This is a genomic window from Frondihabitans sp. GW821-FHT04F02 (assembly GCF_059420045.1).
In genome coordinates, this window is record NZ_JBWKSZ010000005.1 from 20,181 (window position 1) to 39,613 (window position 19,433).

The 19,433-nt window shown below is 70.0% G+C and carries 13 protein-coding genes; 10 read left to right on the top strand and 3 right to left on the bottom strand.

Features of this window, described 5'->3' with window-relative positions; all coding sequences use genetic code 11:
* Nucleotides 1-4: 4 nt before the first annotated feature.
* The 3 genes from AC07TY_RS14375 to AC07TY_RS14385 all read right to left on the bottom strand — a co-directional run bounded on the left by AC07TY_RS14375 (nt 5) and on the right by AC07TY_RS14385 (nt 5,467).
* Nucleotides 5-2,092, bottom strand: a complete 2,088-nt coding sequence (locus tag AC07TY_RS14375) for a LasA N-terminal domain-containing protein (protein ID WP_494785753.1) — start codon at nt 2,090-2,092, stop codon at nt 5-7.
* Entirely contained in the window at nt 2,092-4,155 is a 2,064-nt protein-coding gene (locus tag AC07TY_RS14380; RefSeq protein ID WP_494785754.1) for a GH25 family lysozyme, read from the bottom strand. The genes AC07TY_RS14375 and AC07TY_RS14380 overlap by 1 nt, the downstream gene beginning before the upstream one ends.
* A 268-nt stretch (nt 4,156-4,423) precedes the next feature.
* Nucleotides 4,424-5,467: a glycosyltransferase family 2 protein gene (locus AC07TY_RS14385; protein WP_494785755.1), complete on the bottom strand. Its 1,044-nt coding sequence runs from the start codon at nt 5,465-5,467 to the stop codon at nt 4,424-4,426.
* Between the two features lie 118 nt (nt 5,468-5,585).
* Here AC07TY_RS14385 and AC07TY_RS14390 point away from each other — a divergent pair, with 118 nt between their 5' ends.
* The 10 genes from AC07TY_RS14390 to AC07TY_RS14435 all read left to right on the top strand — a co-directional run bounded on the left by AC07TY_RS14390 (nt 5,586) and on the right by AC07TY_RS14435 (nt 19,430).
* Nucleotides 5,586-8,159, top strand: coding sequence for a glycosyltransferase (locus tag AC07TY_RS14390; RefSeq protein WP_123507264.1), 2,574 nt, complete (start codon nt 5,586-5,588; stop codon nt 8,157-8,159).
* A gap of 85 nt (nt 8,160-8,244) precedes the next feature.
* Nucleotides 8,245-9,207, top strand: coding sequence for an ABC transporter permease (locus AC07TY_RS14395; RefSeq protein WP_233580070.1), 963 nt, complete (start codon nt 8,245-8,247; stop codon nt 9,205-9,207).
* A 7-nt stretch (nt 9,208-9,214) separates the two neighbouring features.
* Nucleotides 9,215-10,465, top strand: a complete 1,251-nt coding sequence (locus AC07TY_RS14400; RefSeq protein WP_123507265.1) for an ABC transporter ATP-binding protein — start codon at nt 9,215-9,217, stop codon at nt 10,463-10,465.
* Between the two features lie 4 nt (nt 10,466-10,469).
* A complete protein-coding gene (locus AC07TY_RS14405; RefSeq protein ID WP_494785756.1) occupies nt 10,470-11,654 on the top strand; it encodes a glycosyltransferase family 4 protein in 1,185 nt (394 codons plus the stop codon).
* A complete protein-coding gene (locus tag AC07TY_RS14410) occupies nt 11,651-12,505 on the top strand; it encodes a glycosyltransferase family 2 protein (protein WP_494785757.1) in 855 nt (284 codons plus the stop codon). The genes AC07TY_RS14405 and AC07TY_RS14410 overlap by 4 nt, the downstream gene beginning before the upstream one ends.
* Before the next feature lie 120 nt (nt 12,506-12,625).
* Complete coding sequence (locus AC07TY_RS14415; protein ID WP_494785758.1) at nt 12,626-13,753, top strand: glycosyltransferase family 2 protein; 1,128 nt, start codon at nt 12,626-12,628, stop codon at nt 13,751-13,753.
* Between the two features lie 105 nt (nt 13,754-13,858).
* Nucleotides 13,859-14,800 (top strand): glycosyltransferase family 2 protein, encoded by a 942-nt coding sequence (locus AC07TY_RS14420; RefSeq protein WP_123507268.1) that lies wholly within the window; start codon nt 13,859-13,861, stop codon nt 14,798-14,800.
* On the top strand, nt 14,790-16,322 hold the full coding sequence (locus tag AC07TY_RS14425) for a DUF2142 domain-containing protein (RefSeq protein ID WP_494785759.1): 1,533 nt from the start codon (nt 14,790-14,792) through the stop codon (nt 16,320-16,322). Before AC07TY_RS14420 ends, AC07TY_RS14425 begins: the two co-directional genes overlap by 11 nt.
* Nucleotides 16,319-17,887, top strand: coding sequence for a glycosyltransferase family 39 protein (locus AC07TY_RS14430; protein WP_494785760.1), 1,569 nt, complete (start codon nt 16,319-16,321; stop codon nt 17,885-17,887). The genes AC07TY_RS14425 and AC07TY_RS14430 overlap by 4 nt, the downstream gene beginning before the upstream one ends.
* Nucleotides 17,880-19,430, top strand: coding sequence for a hypothetical protein (locus tag AC07TY_RS14435; protein ID WP_123507271.1), 1,551 nt, complete (start codon nt 17,880-17,882; stop codon nt 19,428-19,430). Before AC07TY_RS14430 ends, AC07TY_RS14435 begins: the two co-directional genes overlap by 8 nt.
* Nucleotides 19,431-19,433 lie beyond the last annotated feature (3 nt).

Here is a 19,433-nt window from a genome sequence, read left to right on the forward strand (position 1 = left end):
GCGCCTAGCGGACGGTGACAGCGCGGCACACGCCGAGCCGCGGGTTGGTGCCGCCGGTGGTGTCGATGGCGTAGGCGCACACGGAGTGCTTGCCGGCGGCGGCCGTGAGAGTTCCTGCGAAGCCGTGGAGGGAGGTGGGGAGCGAGTGCGCGCGCTTGACGTCGGGGCGGGAGCCGGAGGCCGTGAGGCGCGGCCGGGACGTGCCGTCGACGTAGACCGCGACCTGGATCGACGCCGCGGTGTCGTCGGGGTCGAACGCCCAGCCGGAGACGCGGATGCCGCCCTTCACCGCGGTGGCGGAGTCGAATCGCCCGACGGGCTTCTTGTCGGTCGTGACGGTGGCGCACCGGATCAGGGCGTTCTTGCCCGTCGAGCCGGGGGCGTTGAGCGCGTAGACGCAGACCGAGTGGGTGCCCTGCGTCGTCGGGACAGTCACCGAGTAGCCGTGCGACGCCCCGTAGGCCGGGTAGGCGCGGCCGATGTCGGCTCGGGTGCGGTCGGCGACGGCGGCGGTGACGCGCTTCTTGTCGACGGAGACGGCGACTCGGACCGGGTCGATCGTGTCGCCGTCCGCGGCCCAGCCGCTGACCGTCAGGCTCTTCGGCGTGAAGGAGACGCTGTCGAGGCGCCCGGTCGGGACGGACGGCAGCACGGTGACCGTGGTGCAGGCGCCGAGCTGCCGGTCGGCGCCCCGGCCGGTGTTCACGGCAGTGAGGCAGACCGTGTGCGTCCCGGCGGCGGCGGCGAGGGTGGCCGCGAAGCCGTGGTCGGAGCCGACGGCCGGGAACGCCTTGGCGACGTCGGGTCGGGCGGCCGACGCGGTGAGCGTCTTCGCGGCCGTGCCGTCGATGGTCACTCGGACAGGGATCGCCCCGGAGATCTCAGGGTCGGCGGCCCAGCCGCGCACGGCGATGCCGCCCGGGGCGGACCGGACGGAGTCGACAGAGCCCATGGGCGAGGGGTCGGCGACAGTCACCGGGGAGCACGAGATGAGGCTGGTGGCGGCGTTGGCCCCGATCGCCGTGGCGCACAGGTCGTAGGTGCCGGGATCCGCGTCGAGGGTGGCCGAGAAGCCGTGCTTCGAGCCCGAGCCCGGATAGGCGGATGCCACGTCGGCGCGGGTGGCGCCGGCGGTGACGGTCTTCGCAGCGGTGCCGAACGAGAGGGCGACCTTGATGGGGGCGGTGGTCGAGGTGTCGAGCGCCCAGCCGCGAACGCTCACCGTGCCGAGGCCGCCGGCGGCCGAGTCGAGGTGGCCGGCTGTCGTGGCGACGGGGCCGGTCGCGGTCGGCGAGCCGAACCACTTCGTGAAGTAGGTCCAGAAGTTGCGGTTGCCGTAGGCCGAGCAGCTGTCGCCGGTGCCGTACAGGTTCGCGAGGGCGGCCGCGTTGGGCGTGTACGGCGTGTAGTAGTACAGGTTGGCCGTCGCCTGGTTGGCGATCCTGACCTGCTTGGTGCCGCACGGCGACGACGGGCTGTAGCGGACGGCGACCGTCTTGCCGGGCGTGTAGGTCGTGAAGGCCGCCGAGGTGCCCGCCGGGTTGGCGTAGCGCTTGAACTGCCAGGCTGCCCGGTAGATCTGGTTGTAGATGCCGGCGTAGGTCGGGTCGCAGCCGTTGCCCGTGTCGGGGCACGCGTAGCCCATCGCCCGCTCGATCGCGTACGACGAGGGCGCCGTCGCTCCGACGAGGCCCTGCTCCTTCTGCAGGCTCACCAGCAGCACCTCGGGGTTGATGCCGCAGGCGATCGACACCTTCGCGATGATCGTCGAGACCTTCTCGTTCGGGGCCCCCGTGTAGGCCGAGCACATCGCGTCGGCGGCGCGCGACGTGGTCGTCGCCGTCAGCACGGTCAGGCAGCGCGAGTTGGCGCAGGTGCCGGTCTTGCCGGTCAGGAAGCTCTGGATCTGCGCCGCCGTCATGGCGTCGGAGTCGAAGAACACCTGGTCGCTGATGATGTTGCCCGAGTCGAACCGCGAGGCCACCGGGATGTCGGCCGTCGCGGGCTGCGCGGTCAGGAGCTGCCCGGTGAGCAGGGCGGCCACTGCGCTCGCTGCGACGGCGAGCGCGATCAGGCGGTTCGGCGGCCTCACTACGGCACGGTGACGGTGGAGCACTTCAACGTCGGGTTGGAGCCGTGGCCCGACGGGTCGATCGCGTACACGCAGACCTTGTGCGAGCCCTTCGACGCCGAGAGCTTCTTCGTGAAGCCGTGCTTCGTTCCGATGCCGGGATGCGCCTTGGCGACATCGGCGCGCGACGTGCTCGCCGTGGTGCGCACACCGCGGCCGTCGAGGTAGACCGCGACCGGGATCGACTTGGTCTTGACGTCGGGGTCGTACGCCCAGCCCGAGACCGTCACGGCGCCTTTCGACGGCGTGATCCTGTCGACGACGCCGACGGGCTTGTAGTTCACGACGACGGTCTTGCACGAGCCGATGCGCGAGTTGGGCCCGGTGCCGACGTTGATGCCGTAGACGCAGACCTTGTGCGTGCCCTGAGCGGCGGGCACGGTCACGGAATAGCCGTGGGCCGAGCCGTAGGCGCCGTAGGTCGTGCCCACATCGGTGCGGGTGGTGGATGCGACGGCGGTCTTGTGCGCGCCGTCGACGTACACGGCGACCTTGATCGAGGCGGCGGTGGAGCCGTCGATGGCCCAGCCGCTGGCAGTGACGCTGGTCGTCGTCGTGGCCACGGCCTTGTCGAACGAGCCGACCGGGTTGGTGCCGAGCGACTTCGCGGTGGAGCAGGAGGTGAGGAGCGCGTTGGCGCCCTTCGCGCCGGCATTGATGCCGTAGACGCAGGTCTTGTACGAGCCCTTTGCGGTGCCGATCGTCACGTCGTAGCCGTGCGCGGCGCCCCACTTGGGCATCTGCGTGGCGACGTCGGGCCGCGACTTGTTCGCGGTCACGACGGTGACCTTCGACCCGGTGTAGACGTGCACCTTGATCGACTTGTAGGTGTCGGGGTCGATCGCCCAGCCGCGGACCCTGATGCCGCCGGGCACCGTGGTGACCGAGTCGACATAGCCGTTCGGCGACGACAGCAGCGTGGCCAGGGACGACGGGAGCGCCAGGCCCTTGAGCTCGTTCATGGTGCCGTTGAAGACGTCCGAGTCGCCGGCGAACGGGCCGGTCGAGGAGTACTGCCAGATGGTCCAGTCCGACCAGCTCGCACCGATGCCGACGGGGCCCTGCGAGAGGTCGCGGTCGTAGCTCGGAACCATCAGGGCGTTGGCGCCGAAGGCCTTGCTGTTGCCGGTGCAGTCCTTCCACCAGTAGTAGCCGGCGTAGATCGCGGGCGCGCGGCCCGTGAGCGACTTCATGGTCGACGAGAAGGTCGAGATCCACGAGACCATCGCCGCCTGGCTGAGGCCCCAGCACTCGCCCTTCGCGCCGCCGTACTCGATGTCGAGCAGGGGCGGGAGCGTCTTGCCGTCGGCCGACCAGCCGCCGCCGTTGGCGACGAAGTACCTGGCCTGCGCCGCTGCCGAGGCGTCGGGGTGGGCGAAGTGGTAGGCACCGCGGAGCAGGCCGGCGGTGGCCGCGCCGGCGTACTGCTTGGCGAAGGTGTCGCTCTTGTAGGTCGTGTTCTCGGTCGCCTTGATGTACGCGAAGCGCGCGCCGTTCTTGTACTGCGTCGCGAAGTTGACGGTCGGCTGGTACGCGCTCACGTCGAGGCCCATGATGCTCGTCTTCGACGCGCCCGAGACGGACGACGTGGTGACCGCCTTCGACTGCACCCGCAGCGACGAGGTCGGCGACGTCGACGCGCCCGGTGCGTTCGGCTCGCTCGGCTCGTTCTCGGCGATCGTCGAGCCCATGGTGTGGTTGCCCTCGGCGTCCTGGACCGAGAGCGACGGGTCGGCCGCGAGCGAGGAGTCGGCCGGGGCGTCCGCGGTGGCCGACGCGTCATCCGTCGGCTCGGCCGAGGCCGACGCGGACGGCGCCGCCGACGGCGAGTCGCTCGCCGGCGCCAAGGCGGTGTCGGTCGGCGTGACCGAGGGCGACGCGGTGGCGGCGGGCGCGGCCGTCGCGGTGGCCGCGCTGGTCGGCGTCGGAGTGTCGGCGAGCGCGACGTCGAACCCGACGAGGGTCGACGCGGCCACGGTCAGCGCGGCGACGATGCCGAGCGCGGGGCGGAGCCTCGACCTCACCGGCGGTGCCCGAGCGTCGGCGCCCCGATGGGCGTGGCGGTGGGGTACGTGAACACGGTGGTGCCTCCCGAATGGCATCTGGCATATGGGTCAGGCCCGGAAGAACCCCTGGTGATCCCAGTGTTCGACGCCCGAACGTCGACCTGCGAGGGGCTCTTCCGAGCACTTGACTTCTCCACCGTAAGTCACATCAGTCACAACCGCCAGGGCCGCGGCGTCCCCCGATAGGGGGCGAATCGGGGGACGCCCGCTCAGCTCGCGCCAAGGCTCAGCGCAGTCGGCTCTCCACCTCTCGACGGGAAGCTCGCAGGAACTCGGGGCGCTCACGCCCCCGCACCGACCTCGACACGAGGGAGGGCACCTCCCGCGCGATCCTCCCCCACGAAGCCCGCGGCAGATAGGCGCCCCCCGGCCCGACCAGGTCTTTCAGCATCCGGACGAGAGTGCGCACCGCGACCCGTCCGACCATCCCGAGGCTCCCGTTGCGCAGCACGACGGCCAGCCGGTTGCGCATGCTCTGCCGGCGGATCAGCTCCGAGCCGCTCGACGACGAGCCGGCGTGGAGGTGCACGATCCGAGCCTTCGGGGCGAAGCCGATGCGGTATCCGGCGAGCCGCAGGCGCCACGAAAGATCCAGGTCTTCGTAATACATGAACAGGGTCTCGTCGAAGCCGCCGACCTCGGCGAGGGCGGCCCGGCGGATGAAGGCGGCACCCCCGCTGAACCCGAACGGGTCGGCGTCCGGAGAGCCGTCGGCGGCGGAGACGTCGGCCACGGGGCGAAGCCAGTCGCGGTCGTAGCCGTTGCCATCGCGGGTGAGCTCGACGCCGGTGCCGTTCATGAGGCTGAGGCCGGAGGGCAGTTCCTGCGCCCCGGCCCGTCTCCAGGCGGTGCCGTCGAGGCCGACCAGCACGTCGTCGCCGCGGCCGGAGGTGCGGACGAAGAGGCCCTCGAGCACGACGGCGGCGCTGACGGCGGCGACCTCGGGCCCGCCCGCATCGAGCGCCGCCAGCCCCTCGCGCAGGAAGGCGGGGTCGGGCACGGCGTCGTTGTTGACCAGCACGACGACCTCACCCGAGGCGGCGGCGATCCCGCGCGTGACGCCGCCGGCGAAGCCCGAGTTGGAGGCCTCCTCGACGAGCACGACGTCGGGGTGCGCCGCGCGGAAGACGTCGACGGCACCCGGCACCGCCTCGTTCTCGACGAGGACCACCTCGTACGGCTCGTCGATCTCTTGCGCCGCGAGGGCGTCGAGCGCCCGCAGGGTGAGCTCCGGCTGCTTCCAGTTGACGACGACGACGGAGGCTCGCATCCCCCCAGTGTGCCCGAGCCCCGTGCGGCGGGCGGACGACTCACGGGGGCGCTTGACTATAGTGAGACCGCCTCTCGGGGCCGATCCGTCTTGTTGTCAACGTGTTTGGGGCATCTCCTTGTCAGTATCCACTTCGAGTGTCGTCTCCGTCGTCATCATCAACTTCCGCGGCACCGACGACACGCTGGAGTGCGTCGCGCGCCTCAACGAGGTCGACTGGCCCGAGTCGCAGCTCGAGATCGTCATCGTCGAGAACGGGTCGGGCGACGACAGCGAGGAGCGACTCCGCGCCGCTCTGGGGGCGCAGAAGAACGTCACGCTGATCGTCTCGAAGGAGAACCTCGGCTTCACCGGCGGCTCGAACCTCGGCGCCCAGAAGGCGCGCGGCGAGTTCGTCGCCTTCCTCAACAACGACGCCAAGCCCAGCGTCGACTGGATCCGCGCGGCCCTCGGCCAGTTCGGCGTCAGCCCCAAGGTCGCCGCCGTCGGCTCGAAGGTGCTCGACTGGGAGGGCAAGGCCATCGACTTCGTCCAGGGCAGCCTCACCTGGTTCGGCATGGGCTACAAAGACAAGGTCACCGAGGTCGACACCGGCGAGTACGACACCCCGCGCGACATCCTCTTCGGCACCGGCAGTGCGCTGTTCGTCCGCAAGGCGATCTTCCTCGAGGTCGGCGGCTTCGACGAGCGCCTCTTCATGTTCTACGACGACGTCGACCTCGGCTGGCGCCTGAACCTGCTCGGCTACCGCGTGCGCTTCGCCCCGGAGTCGGTCGTCTACCACAAGCACCACGGCTCGATGAAGTCGTTCGGCGAGTACCGCGAGATGTACCTTCTCGAGCGCAACGCCCTGATCCTGCTGTTCAAGAACCTCGACGACAACAGCCTCGCGAAGTTCCTGCCCGGCGCCCTGGCGCTGCTCGCGCGCCGCGCCGTCGCCAAGAGCGGTCTCGACTCCGAGATGTTCGACATCCGTCGCTTCACCGGCGCGGCCGACGAATTCGAGCGCGACACCCCGGTCAACAAGGACACTGTCGCGGGCCTGTTCGCCCTCGACCAGTTCGTGACCGAGCTCCCGTCGCTGCAGGAGACGCGCGACGAGCTCCAGTCGCAGCGCCAGCGCACCGACGGCGACCTGTTCCGCCTCTTCGGCGACATCTTCCGGCCGCTGTTCGCCGACAACTACTTCCTCGACGGCCTGCACTCGATCGTCGACGCGTTCGGCATCGTCGAGCACACCCAGCGCCGCCACATCCTCGTCATCACCGGCGACGCGATCGGCGAGAAGATGGCCGGCCCGGCCATGCGCGCGTGGAAGATCTCCGAGGCGCTGTCGCAGCACAGCGATGTGCGCCTGCTGACCTGGAACGTCGCGAACCGGCAGTCCGACAAGTTCGAGGTCGAGCGCGTCCGCCTGCAGAACGAGCGCGAGATGAAGGTCCACGAGGAGTGGGCCGACGTGATCTTCTTCCAGGGCCACGCGCTGCACCACTTCACGACGCTCAAGCACTCGAACAAGATCATGATCGCCGACCTCTACGACCCGATGCACCTCGAGCAGCTCGAGCAGGGTCGCGAGTGGGGTCTCGCCCAGTGGAAGAACCAGGTGCAGTCGTCGACCGACGTGCTCAACGAGCAGCTCCTCCGCGGCGACTTCTTCCTCTGCGCCAGTGAGCGCCAGCGCCTGTTCTGGCTCGGCCAGCTCGCCGGCCTGGGCCGAATCAACCCCGAGAACTACGCGGCCGACGAGAACCTCGAGAATCTCATCGCGATCGCGCCCTTCGGCATGGACTCCACTCCCCCGCAGAAGACCCGCAAGGCGATCCGCGGCGTCGTGCCCGGCATCGGCGAGGACGACAAGGTCGTCATCTGGGGCGGCGGCATCTACAACTGGTTCGACACGATGACGCTCGTCCGCGCCATCGCCCAGCTCGCCGAGCGCCGACCGAACGTCAAGCTGTTCTTCCTCGGCGTCGCGCACCCGAACCCCGACGTGCCCGAGATGGCGATCGTCTCGAAGACCCGCGAGCTGGCCTCGCAGCTCGGAGTGAGCGGCAAGAACGTGTTCTTCAACGAGCAGTGGGTGGCCCTCGACGACCGCCAGAACTACCTGCTCGAGGCCGACGCCGGCGTCTCGACGCACTACGACCACATCGAGACGACCTTCTCGTTCCGCACGCGCATCCTCGACTACATGTGGGCCAACCTGCCCATCGTCACGACGCGCGGCGACAGCTTCGGCGACCTCGTCGGCTCCGAGGGCATGGGAGTCTCCGTGCCCGAGCGCGACGTCGACGCCCTGGCCGCGGCCCTCGAGTCGATGCTGTACGACGACGCGGCGATCGCCGAGGCGCGCAAGAACGTCAGCCGCATCCGCGAGGAGTTCACCTGGGAGCGCGCCCTCGCGCCCCTCGTCGAGTTCTGCCGCGACCCGCACGTCGCGCCCGACCGCGCCGCCCTCGTGGGCGAGCCGCTGTCGGCCCCGTCGCGAGGCAGCGTGGTCCGGCCCGTCAAGGGCCGCTCGCCGATGACCAGCGAAGAGAAGTTCCACCGCATCGCCAACGGGCGCCACGGCCTCGGCCGCGACATCGCGCTCGCTCGCTTCTACCTCACCGACGGCGGCATCAGCGGCCTGCGGACGAAGGTCCAGACCCGGCTCGCCACGACCCGGGCCAGCAAGTACGGAAAGTAGCTGCGACCGCCTGAGGCGCTCCCGGTTCCCCGGCACAGGGGGCCGGGGTAGAGTTTCCAGGTTTTCCAAGGATGAGGTACGACCCATGACCACCATCACGCCCCGCCCCCCGAGGGTGTCCGAGGTGACCCTCTCGGCGGCTGCCCAGGCGGCCAGCCGCTACGAGAAGCTCAAGGCCGAGCCGATGGAGGTCGCCGGGCAGCCGACGGGAGCCTTCACCGGCTTCTTCGGCACGATCCGCGACGTGATCGCGCACGGGCGCCTGCTCGACCTTCTGATCCGCCGCGACCTCAAGTCGCGGTACAAAGACTCCGCGCTCGGATTCCTCTGGACCCTGATCCGCCCGATCACGCAGCTCGCCATCTACTACGTGATCCTCGGCAACATCCTCGGCGCCGCTCGCGGCATCGACAACTTCGCCGTCTACGTCTTCTGCGGCCTGACGGTCTACAACCTGTTCAGCGACATCGTCGCCGGCTCCACCGGGTCCATCGTCGCCAATGCCGGCCTGATCAAGAAGGTGTACGTCCCACGCGAGATCTACCCGCTTGCGAGCGTCGGATCAGCGCTGTTCAACTTCGGCATCCAGCTCGTCGTGCTGCTGATCGCGACCGTCGTCTTCGGCGAGTTCCCGGCGCACCTCGACCTGCTCTACTTCTTCCCCTCGGCGCTGCTGATCCTGATCTACGGCCTCGCCCTCGGCCTCCTGCTCTCGGCGGCCAACGTCTTCCTCCGCGACATGGGCTATCTCGTCGAGATCGTGCTCATGCTGCTCATGTGGGCCTCCCCCATCGTCTACGCGTGGTCGACGGTCGCCACCCGCCTCACCGGGTCGCGCGAGTGGCTCCTCCACATCTACACCGACAACCCCATCACCCTGGCCGTGCTCGGCTTCCACCGCGCCTTCTGGCTCGGCGGCGCCGAGAACGACTACCCGGCCGACATGCTCCTGAAGATGGGCGTCGCGGGCGTCATCGGGCTCGTGCTCGTGTACGTCTTCCACCGCGTCTTCTCGCGGCTCCAGGGCAACTTCGCGCAGGAACTGTAGGCACCCCATGAGCATCGACACCACTTCGAGCCGCCCGGCCTCGCGCACCCCGGCCTCGGCCGACCACCCCACCGTCGTCACGATCGAGAACGTCTCCAAGAAGTTCGTGATCCGCAAGGACAACTCGCTCAAGGAGCGCATCGTCACGCTCGGCCGCACCGGCCGTCGCAACTCCGAGGAGTTCTGGGCGCTCAAGAACGTCAACCTGACGATCCCCGCCGGTTCGACGATCGGCCTCCTCGGCCCGAACGGCTCCGGCAAGTCGACGCTGCTCAAGGCGATCGGCGGCATCATCGAGCCGACGACCGGCTCGATCAAGCGCCGTGGTCGCCTCGCGGCGCTGCTCGAGCTCGGCGCGGGCTTCCACCCCGACCTCACCGGTCGCGAGAACGTCTTTCTCAACTCGGCTATCCTCGGCATGTCGCGCGAGGAGACCGAGGCGAAGTTCGACGACATCCTGAACTTCGCCGGCATCGGCGACTTCATCGAGACGCAGGTGAAGTTCTACTCGTCCGGCATGTACGTGCGGCTCGCCTTCGCCGTCGCCATCCACACCGACCCCGACGTGCTCCTCGTCGACGAGGTCCTCGCGGTCGGCGACGAGGCGTTCCAGCGCAAGTGCATGGACAAGATCCACGAGTTCCAGGAGCAGGGCCGCACGATCATCCTGGTGAGCCACTCGCTCGGCCAGGTGCAGGAGCTGTGCGACCGCGCCGTCGTCCTCGCGAAGGGCGAGGTGCAGTTCGAGGGCAGCGCGCGCGAAGCCGTCAAGAACTTCCGCGACATCCTCGAAGACCGCCGCGTCGCCGAGGCCACGGCCCAGGGCGAGGCCAAGGCCGAGATCACGCCGGGCAAGGTGCTCTCGGGCACCGTCCGCGCCGAGGGCCGCGCCGAGGGCGAGGACTTCCGCCCGGGCGACAACCTCATCGTCACGATGGAGTACAGCCACGAGACTCCGCTCGACCGCTGGAACGCCGGCTTCAAGATCGAGAACAATCTCGGCCAGCCGGTCTACGGCACGTCGAGCAAGTTCCTCGGGATCACCATGCCGCCGATGCGCGGCACGGCCACGGTCGAGTTCCGCCTCGAGAACGTGCAGTTCGGCGGGGGCGCCTTCTTCCTGCACGCGTTCTTCGCCGAGCCCGCGGGTCCGCACATTGCCATCAAGCGCGAGGCCGCGCGCTTCGTGATGGCCGACGACCCCGACGGCGAGGGCACCGTGCGCGTGAGTTCGTCGATGCGGCAGATCGCCGGCTGATCCGGTGACGCCGCCCGACCCTTCGCGCGACACGGCACCGGTCCTGCTCGACGCCACGTCCATCCCGCCCAACAAGGGCGGCGTCGCGCGCTACCTCGCCGGGCTGCTCTCGGGCCTCACCGACGCCGGCATGCGAATCCACGTGGCGGTGAAGCGCGAGGACGTCGCGTGGCTGCGTCCGCAGGCGCCGGAGCACCACTACGTCGAGGTGCCCGGCATCGTGAGCGCTCGGCCGGTCCGCCTGGCCTGGGAGCAGACCGGCCTCCCGCGGCTCGCGGCCCGCTTGGGCGCGACGACGATCCACTCCCCCCATTACACGTTCCCGATCGCGGCCCGGGGGCGCCGGGTGGTGACGATCCACGACGCGACGTTCTTCAGCCGTCCCGACGATCACGGCCGCCTCAAGCGCGTGTTCTTCACGACCTGGATCCGGCTGGCCCGCCGCCTCGCCGACGTGGTCGTGACGCCGAGCCGCGCGACCGCCGACGAGATGCAGCGCTTCGCCGGCAGGGCCCGCCGCGTCGAGGTCGCCCTGCACGGCGTCGACCCCGAGGTGTTTCACGCGCCGACGCGCGAGGAGGTCACGCGCTTCGCGCGCGGGCTCTCGCTCGACACGGCCAAGGGCTGGATCGCCTTCCTCGGGACCGTCGAGCCGCGAAAGAACGTCGGTGCGCTCATCCGCGCCCACGAGGCCGCACGGCAGGCCGACCCCGGCGTGCCGCCGCTGCTGGTCGCCGGGGGCCTCGGCTGGGACGAAGACGCGGCGGCCCTCCTCACCGCCGCAGGCAACCAGGCCGCCGCGCCGGTCCGCTACGTCGGCTACCTCGACCTGGACGACCTCGCGGCGTTCCTCGGCGGCTCCAGCTTCGTCGTCTACCCGTCCAGCGCCGAGGGCTTCGGCCTCCCAGTGCTCGAGGCCATGTCGACGGGCGCGGCCGTCCTGACCGCTCCCCGCCTGGCGATCCCCGAGGTCGGCGGCGAAGCCGTCGAGTACGCAGAGCCGACCCGCGACGGCATCGAGGCGGGCATCCTCCGCCTCGCGGGCGACCCGGGCCTCCGGCGCAGCCTGTCGGCCGCCGGAGCCGAGCGTGCCAGACTGTTCACATGGAAGGCATGCGCCGAGGTTCACGTGCGGGCCTACGGAGCAGACCCTCATCTGACGACCACCCCTCGGCGGGTCGCGCGATGAACACCTCCTCCGTCGCCATCGTCACCGTGAGCTACAACTCGGGCCGGTACCTCGACGACTTCCTCGCCTCCGCGACCCGCGCTACCGGGACGCCCTGTCCGATCGTCGTCGCCGACAACGACTCCCGCGACCCCGACGAGGCGCGCCGATCGACCGAGGCCGTCGGCGGCACCTTCCTCGAGCTCGGAAGCAACGACGGCTACGGCTCCGCCGTGAACCGCGCCGTCGAGGCGCTGCCCGCCGACATCGAGTGGGTGCTCGTCTCGAACCCCGACGTGATCCTGTCCGAGGGCGTCGTCGACGCGCTCCTCGAGGTCGCGACGGCCGACGGCGAGATCGGAGCCGTCGGCCCCGGAATCCTCGAGACCGACGGCGAGTTCTACCCGTCGGCTCGGCGCGTGCCATCGCTCCGCACCGGCCTCGGCCACGCGCTCTTCGCCAACATCTGGACCTCGAACCCGTGGAGCCGCTCCTACCGCAGCGACGGCGACCACGAGTCGCGCCGCACGACCGGCTGGCTGTCCGGCGCCTGCCTGCTGGTCCGGCGTCCGCTCTTCGACCGCCTGGGCGGATTCGACGAGGGCTTCTTCATGTACTTCGAAGACGTCGACCTCGGCTACCGCATCGGCCGCGCCGGGTTCTCGAACGTCTACGAGCCCCGCGCGCGCGTCACCCACGTCGGCGCCCACTCGACGCGCGAGTCGTCCGACATGATGCGACGAGCCCACCACCGGAGCGCGTACCGCTTCCTCGCGTCGAAGTACCGCGGCTGGTATCTCCTGCCACTCCGGCTGGCCCTCCGGGCCGGGCTCGGAATCCGTGCCAGGATGCACGGACGCCCCAGCGCCTGAGCCTGCGTCTCGCATGCCGCCGGCGCCGGCGGCGCATGCAGCACGCGCTGCGGCAGCAGGCCGGCAAGACACCACGCCTTCGCGCCAGCACAGGCCCTAGAGCGAATACAGGGAGCTCCGATGAAACTGGTCGTCACCGCCATGGTCCGCGACGAGGCCGACATAATCCGACAGTGGGTCGACTACCACGTCGCCCAGGGGGCCGACGCGATCATCGTCACCGACAACGGCTCGATCGACGGCACAGCCGAGATTCTCCAGGGCTACGCCGACAGGGGGCTCGTCGACCTCCGCCACGACCCGGTGCAGCGCAAGCAGCAGGGCACCGTCGTGACGCAGATGGCGAGGGACGCGTACACGCAGCACTCCGCGGACTGGGTCGTGAACGCCGACGCCGACGAGTTCCTGCGCCCGGTCGATCGCTCGCTGACCCTCCGAGACGTGTTCGAGCGCATCGACACCGGGCTCGGATCGTTCACCGCGCCCGTCGTGAACATGGTCGGCTCCATCGCGGAGTCGGGCGCTGGCATCGACCGACTCGTCTGGCGCGACGAGCGCTCCAACGACGAGCTCAAGGAGCGCGGCGTGCTCGCCCAGCCGACGCACAACGCCATCCACGTCGGCGCCCCCGACATCACGGTCGTGCAGGGCAACCACTTCGTCAGCATCGCCTCGGGCGGCCAGCCGCCGGCCGAGCTCGCCGTCGAGGTCGTCCACCTGCCCTGGCGCTCGTGGAAGCAGCTGAGCAACAAGGTCGAGATCTCGGGCCGCGCCTACGAGGCCAACCCGACGCTGATGCCCAGCCCGAACCACCACGGCATGCTCGACTACCGCCGCTACCAGGAGGGCTCGCTCTTCTACTACTACGCCGCGCGGATGGTCACCGAGGCCGAGGCCGTGACGGGTCCGTTCACCCGCGACGAGAGCCTCGGCGAGTTCCTCGCCGGGCTGGACGTCGATCGGAGCGCCTACCCGGCCGACGTCGGGGCCTCCGATGAGCGGACCGGCCGGGCGAGCGCCGTGGGCGTGCTCCTCACGGCACGCGACGCCGCAGCCGCGCGCGATCGCGACCGCGCGCAGCACGCCTACGAGACGTCATCGGCCCGGATCGCCGAGCTCGATGCGCACGCCAGGGGCCTCGAGCACGAGCTCGAGGTGGTCCGAGCCGAGCTCGCCGCCCAGCGCGCGAGAAAGGTCGTGCGCATCGTCGACCAGCTCGGGGATGCCGCGAGGCGCATCCGTCGCTGACCCCCATGTAAACTCCTTGAGGTTTACCCCGCAGCGATCGGCCGTCCACGGCCCCGCGATCGAGGCCGCGCCGCCGGCTCGCACCGAATCAGGACTCATACCCGCGTGAAACTCTTCATTCAGATCCCCTGCCTCAACGAGGAGACGACGCTTCCCGCCGTCCTCGAGTCGATGCCCACCGAGATCCCCGGCATCGACGAGATCGAGATCCTCATCATCGACGACGGCAGCACCGACCGCACCGTCGAGGTCGCCAAGTCGTACGGGGTGACCCACTTCGTGACGCACACGCGCAACATGGGTCTCGCGCGCTCCTTCCGCGACGGGGTCGACTACGCCCTGCTGCACGGGGCCGACATCGTCGTCAACACCGACGGCGACAACCAGTACCCGCAGTCGATGATCCCCGAGCTGGTTCAGCCGATCCTCCGCAAAGAGGCCGAGATCGTCGTCGGCGACCGCCAGACGAAGACCATCGAGCACTTCTCGGGCTTCAAGAAGGCGATGCAGCAGCTCGGCAGCTGGGTCGTCAGCCGTGCGGCGGGCCTCGACCTGCCGGACGCCGCTTCCGGCTTCCGCGCGTACTCGAAGTACTCGCTGATCCGCCTCAACATCGTCACGCAGTTCAGCTACTGCATGGAGACGATCGTGCAGGCCGGCTACAAGCGCCTCGCGATCACGAGCATCCCGATCACGACGAACGCCAAGACGCGCGAGTCGCGGCTGTTCTCCAACATCTTCCAGCACATGTTCCAGTCGGGCTCGGCGATCGTCCGCGCCTACCTCATGTACCGCCCGGTCGCCCTCTTCATGTGGATCAGCGCCGTGCTGGCCGTCTGCGGCCTCATCCCGTTCATCCGCTACCTCGTGCTCCTCGCGACGCACGACGCCGGCCAGAACATCCAGTCGCTGCTCCTCGGCCTCCTGCTCATAGTGAGCGCCCTGCTCTCTCTCGTCATAGGCGTGGTGGCCGATCTGACGAGGATCAACCGGACCCTCGCCGAGGAGAGCCTCGACTACCAGAAGCTGCAGCGCTATGGCGACTGACAGGTCGCCCCGCTCCGAACGCCTCACCATCGCGGTCATCACCGCCTCCTTCGCCCTCCTGCTCGCCCTCTGGGCCGCCCTGACGCCGATGTTCCAGGCTCCTGACGAGTCGACGCACTACAACTCGGTCGTCCGCCTGGCTCTCGGTGAGGGCTGGCCGGCCCCCGGCGACGCCCGCGTCACCCAGGTCGTCCGCGCCATGGAGCAGACCGCGCCGAGCGTCGCGCCCGCCGACCGGCCGACGTTCAGCGAGCTGCAAGACCAGCACCCCGGCCTCACCAAGACCGTCGACCAGATGACGCAGCACCCGCCGACCTACTACGCGGTCGGCGCCGTGCTGCTCAAGGTCATCCACTTCGGCGACCTGCGGTGGGACATCAGCGTGATCGCGCTGCGCCTGATGGACTGCCTCCTGGTCGCGCCTCTCCCCCTGCTCATCTGGGCCACCGTCCGCCGCCTGACGAAGTCGCCGAAGATGGCGCTGGTCTCGGCGATGGCCCTGTTCGCCGTGCCCGAGCTGGCCTCCATCGGCTCGTCGATCACGAACGACTCCGTGCTGATCCTCGCCGGCGCGGTCGTCGCCTGGCTCGGCTCGCGCATCCTCACCGGCGACCTGCGCTGGCGCACCGTCGTCTGGCTGGGCGTCGTGCTCGGGGCCGCCGCCCTGGTCAAGGGCACCGCCCTGCCGCTCATCCCCTTCGCTGCCCTCGTCGTGCTGCTCGGGGGCCGCACCGAGCTGACCTGGGGCCGCCGCCTCCTGCGCGTCGTCGTCACCGGCGGGGTCACGGCGCTGATCGGCGCCTGGTGGTGGCTCCGCAACCTGCTCGTCTACCACTCGCTCCAGCCGTCCGGGCTCGATGCGGTGCGCCCCGGCTCGCCGTTCCCCGAGGGCCAGACACGCAACTTCGGCGCCTTCTTCAACATCCTCTGGAACGGCCTCTCGGGCACGTTCTGGGGCCAGTTCGGCAAGGCGCGCTACCCGATGACGCCGATCCTCGTCGACATCCTCACCGTGCTCGTGCTCTTCGGTATCGTGGCCTACGGATTCCGGCGCAGGAACTGGCTCACCTCGACCCTCCTCGCCCTGATGCCCGGCATCTACCTCGTCTCCCTCGTCGCCAAGTCGTGGGGCACCTACGGCCACACGCAGGGCATCTACGGCGTGCAGGGCCGCTACCTGTTCCCCGCGATCGTCGCCGGCATCGCTCTCAGCGCCATCGCCTGGCGGACGCTGGTCACCGAACCCCGCTCGCTCCAGCGTGTCGGGCGCATCGTCAGCGTGGGCTCCGTGGCGATCGGACTGTACGGCCTGTCGGTGGCGTATCGCGCCTTCTATCAGCAGACCAACCTGGGTGTGACGCCCACCGGTCTGAAGCACCTCTTCTACGTGACACCGGTCGGCCGGGTCGGCCTCGCCGCGATCCTGGTCCTGCTGTTCGTCGCCGGCGTGCTCGCCCTCGTCCGCGTCTGGCGCACCTGCGCCGTCACACCCCTCGCCCGGGCGGCGGCCGCGGCCGCATGAGCGCGCGGAGGGGGGCCGCGCGCGCCGGGGGGACGCTGGCCGAACGCCGCTCCACCCTCGCCGTGATCACCGTCTGCTGGGGCCTCGTGCTCGTGCTGTGGGCCGTGCTCACCCCGATGTACGGGGCTCCCGACGAACCCGCCCACGTCAACTCGGCCATCCGTCTCCAGGGCGAGCACACGTGGCCGGCCCCCGGCTCCGCCCACTACCTCTCCGGAGTGCGCCACTCGATCAACGACGAGATCGCCCTGCCGGCGGCCGACCGGTCGACGTTCGGCGAGCTTCTCACCGCGAACCCCGGCTACAGCAAGGTCGTCGACCAGATGACCCAGCACCCGCCGCTGTACTACGCGGTGGCCGGTCTGGTGCTCAAGGCGATCCACTTCGAGAGCCTGCGCTGGGACCTCGTCGTCACCGCGCTCCGCCTGTTCGACGTGCTCCTCGTGCTCCCCCTCCCGCTGCTCGTCTGGGCCACGGTCCGCCGCCTGACCCGGTCGCCGAAGCTGGCCGTCCTCGGCGCCATGGGCCTGTTCGCCGTTCCGCAGCTGCAGCAGATCGCCGCCTCGGTGACGAACGACGCGCCGATGATGCTCCTCGGAGGCGGCCTGACCTGGCTCGTCGCGCGCTACCTGACAGGCGCCCAGCGCTGGCGCGACGTCGTCGCGATCGGCGTCGTCCTCGGCGTGATGCTTCTCACCAAGGGCACGGGCCTGCCCGCCGTCCCGTTCGTCGCAGTGGGGATGCTGATCGCGGCTCCGATCGTCGACCGGTGGGGACGCAGGATCCTGCACGCCTTCGTCGCCCTGGCCGTCGCCCTCGTCCTGGGCGGCTGGTGGTGGCTCCGCAACCTGTACCTGTACCACGACTTCCAGCCCTCGGGCCTGGCCGACGTGCACCCGACAGCCGTCTGGCCTCCCGGCAAGGGTCCCGACCCGGGCGTCTTCCTCACCAACGTCTGGAACGGAGTGCCGGCCTCGTTCTGGGGCAAGTTCGGGCTGCTCCGGTACCCGATGCTGAACGTGGTCACCGATACGCTCACCGTCCTGGCGGTCGGCATCGTCATAGCGTTCGCGTTCCGACGGGGAGTGAACCGGCGGACGGCGCTGGCCCTGGCCGTCATGCCGACCGTCACGCTCGCGCTCCTGCTGTTCAACATCTGGCGGATCTTCGACCGCACGGCGCGCATCTACGGCACCCAGGGCCGCTACTTCTACGTCGCGATCGTCGCGCTGCTCGCCCTGAGCGTGATCGCCTGGTCGGCGGCCGTGACGAGCGAGCGCATGCGGCGCCTCGCCGCGCGGGTCGTGACCATCGGCGCCCCGGCCCTCACCCTCTACGGCCTGTCGGTCGAGTACCGCGGCGCTTTCGAGAAGTCGTACCTCGCCGTCGACTACGACGGCCTCTACACGTGGGCCTACTCGACCCCCGTCGGCCCCGAGGGCATCGTCCTCGTGCTCGCCCTCGTCGCCGTCGCCCTCGTCCTGACCATCATCCGCACGACGCGCGCCGCACTCGAACGACCGCGCCCCGATCTCCCGAGAGAGGCCCGGCCCGCTGTTGTCTGACCTGACCGACACCCGACCCACCACCAGCCGCCTGGCCCTGCGACTGCTCCGCCACGACCGCCGGGTCGCTATTCTGGGCGTCGCCTTCGTCGCCCTCGGCTACCTCGCGATCACCGGCTTCGCGACGATCACCATCCCGTGGATCGGCACCGGCGACAGCTACGACCACCTCGACTACGTCTACCAGGTGACGCTCGGCCACCTCCCCCAGCCCAACGGCCACCAGTGGACGCCCGGCAATTACCCGGGCGAGGGTGCGATCGGCCGCCAGTACGCCTCGGCGCACCCGCCCTTCTACTACTTCCTGATGTCGCTCCTTGCCGGCCAGCAGCTGGTCGACGGCCACTGGCACGTCGCGGTCGAGATGATCCGCCTCGCGAACGCCTTCTTCGGCCTCGTCGGCCTGGTCACGACCGCCTTCTTCGGCTGGATGATCGGCGGCCGTCTCCGCGTCCGCCTGGCGATCGGCCTGCCCGCCGTCGCCACTGCGACCTTCTCGTACCTGCGTTTCTCGTCCGACGTCTACAACGACCTGCTCGTCACGGCGCTCTCGCTCATCGCGCTCACGCTCGCCACGCGCACTCTGATGCGCGGGCCGTCGTGGCGGGTCACTCCCTTCCTGGCCGTGGTCGGCGCGCTGGCCATCGGCACGAAGGCGACCTATGTCCTCACGCTCGGCGTCGTCGCCGTGGCCATCGTCGCCGCGGCGCTCGTCCACCCCGCCGGCCGCAGCATCGGTCGGTCGATCGGCCGCATGATCGGCCACCTCGCCGTGATCGGCGCCGCTCCGATCGCCGCGTTCGGCTGGTACTTCGTCGCCAACTACCTGCGCTCCGGCGACTGGTACCGCTCGAGCGTGCAGACCGCGATCGGCGAGCGCTCCAACCGCACGCTGATGGACAACCTCACCGACCCGAGCTTCTACCTGATCGTGCCGCAGGGCCTCGTCGGCCGTGGGCCGGCCGCGTTCGTCGAGACGGCGCAGGCGTGGTCGATGGTCATCTTCTTCGCCGCCTTCGCCGTGACCCTGATCGTGACGGTCGTCGCCCTGGTGCGCCGCTCGTTCCGCTGGAGCACCGTGCGCGTGCTGATCGTGATCATGCTGCTCGGCCACCTCGCCGGCTCGTACCTCCTGCAGCTCAGCCACTCGATCGGCTACGGCGCCTACAACTGGCGCTACTTCCTGCCGTCGACGATCTCGATCGGCCTCGTGCTCGGCATCGGCGTCATCGCGATCGGCCGCCGCAGCGGCGCGATCGCCGCACCCGCCCTCGTCATCGCGCTCTGGGTGACGAACTGCATCTCGTTCGTCACCTACTCGCTCGTGCGCGGCGACGTGCCCAAGACCGGTCAGGGCCTGGTGAAGGACGCCGGTGCGCTCGCCTTCGCGAACGGATTCCCGGGTTGGACCCCTGCGGCCCTCCTCGCCGTCGCCGCGATCGGAATCCTCGGCGTCGGAGTCGTCCTCTGGCGCTACCGCGAGGCTCCCCTGCCGACCGACGAGGCCGTCGCCGACGCTCCGGCCGCCGCCCGGGCCGACTGACCG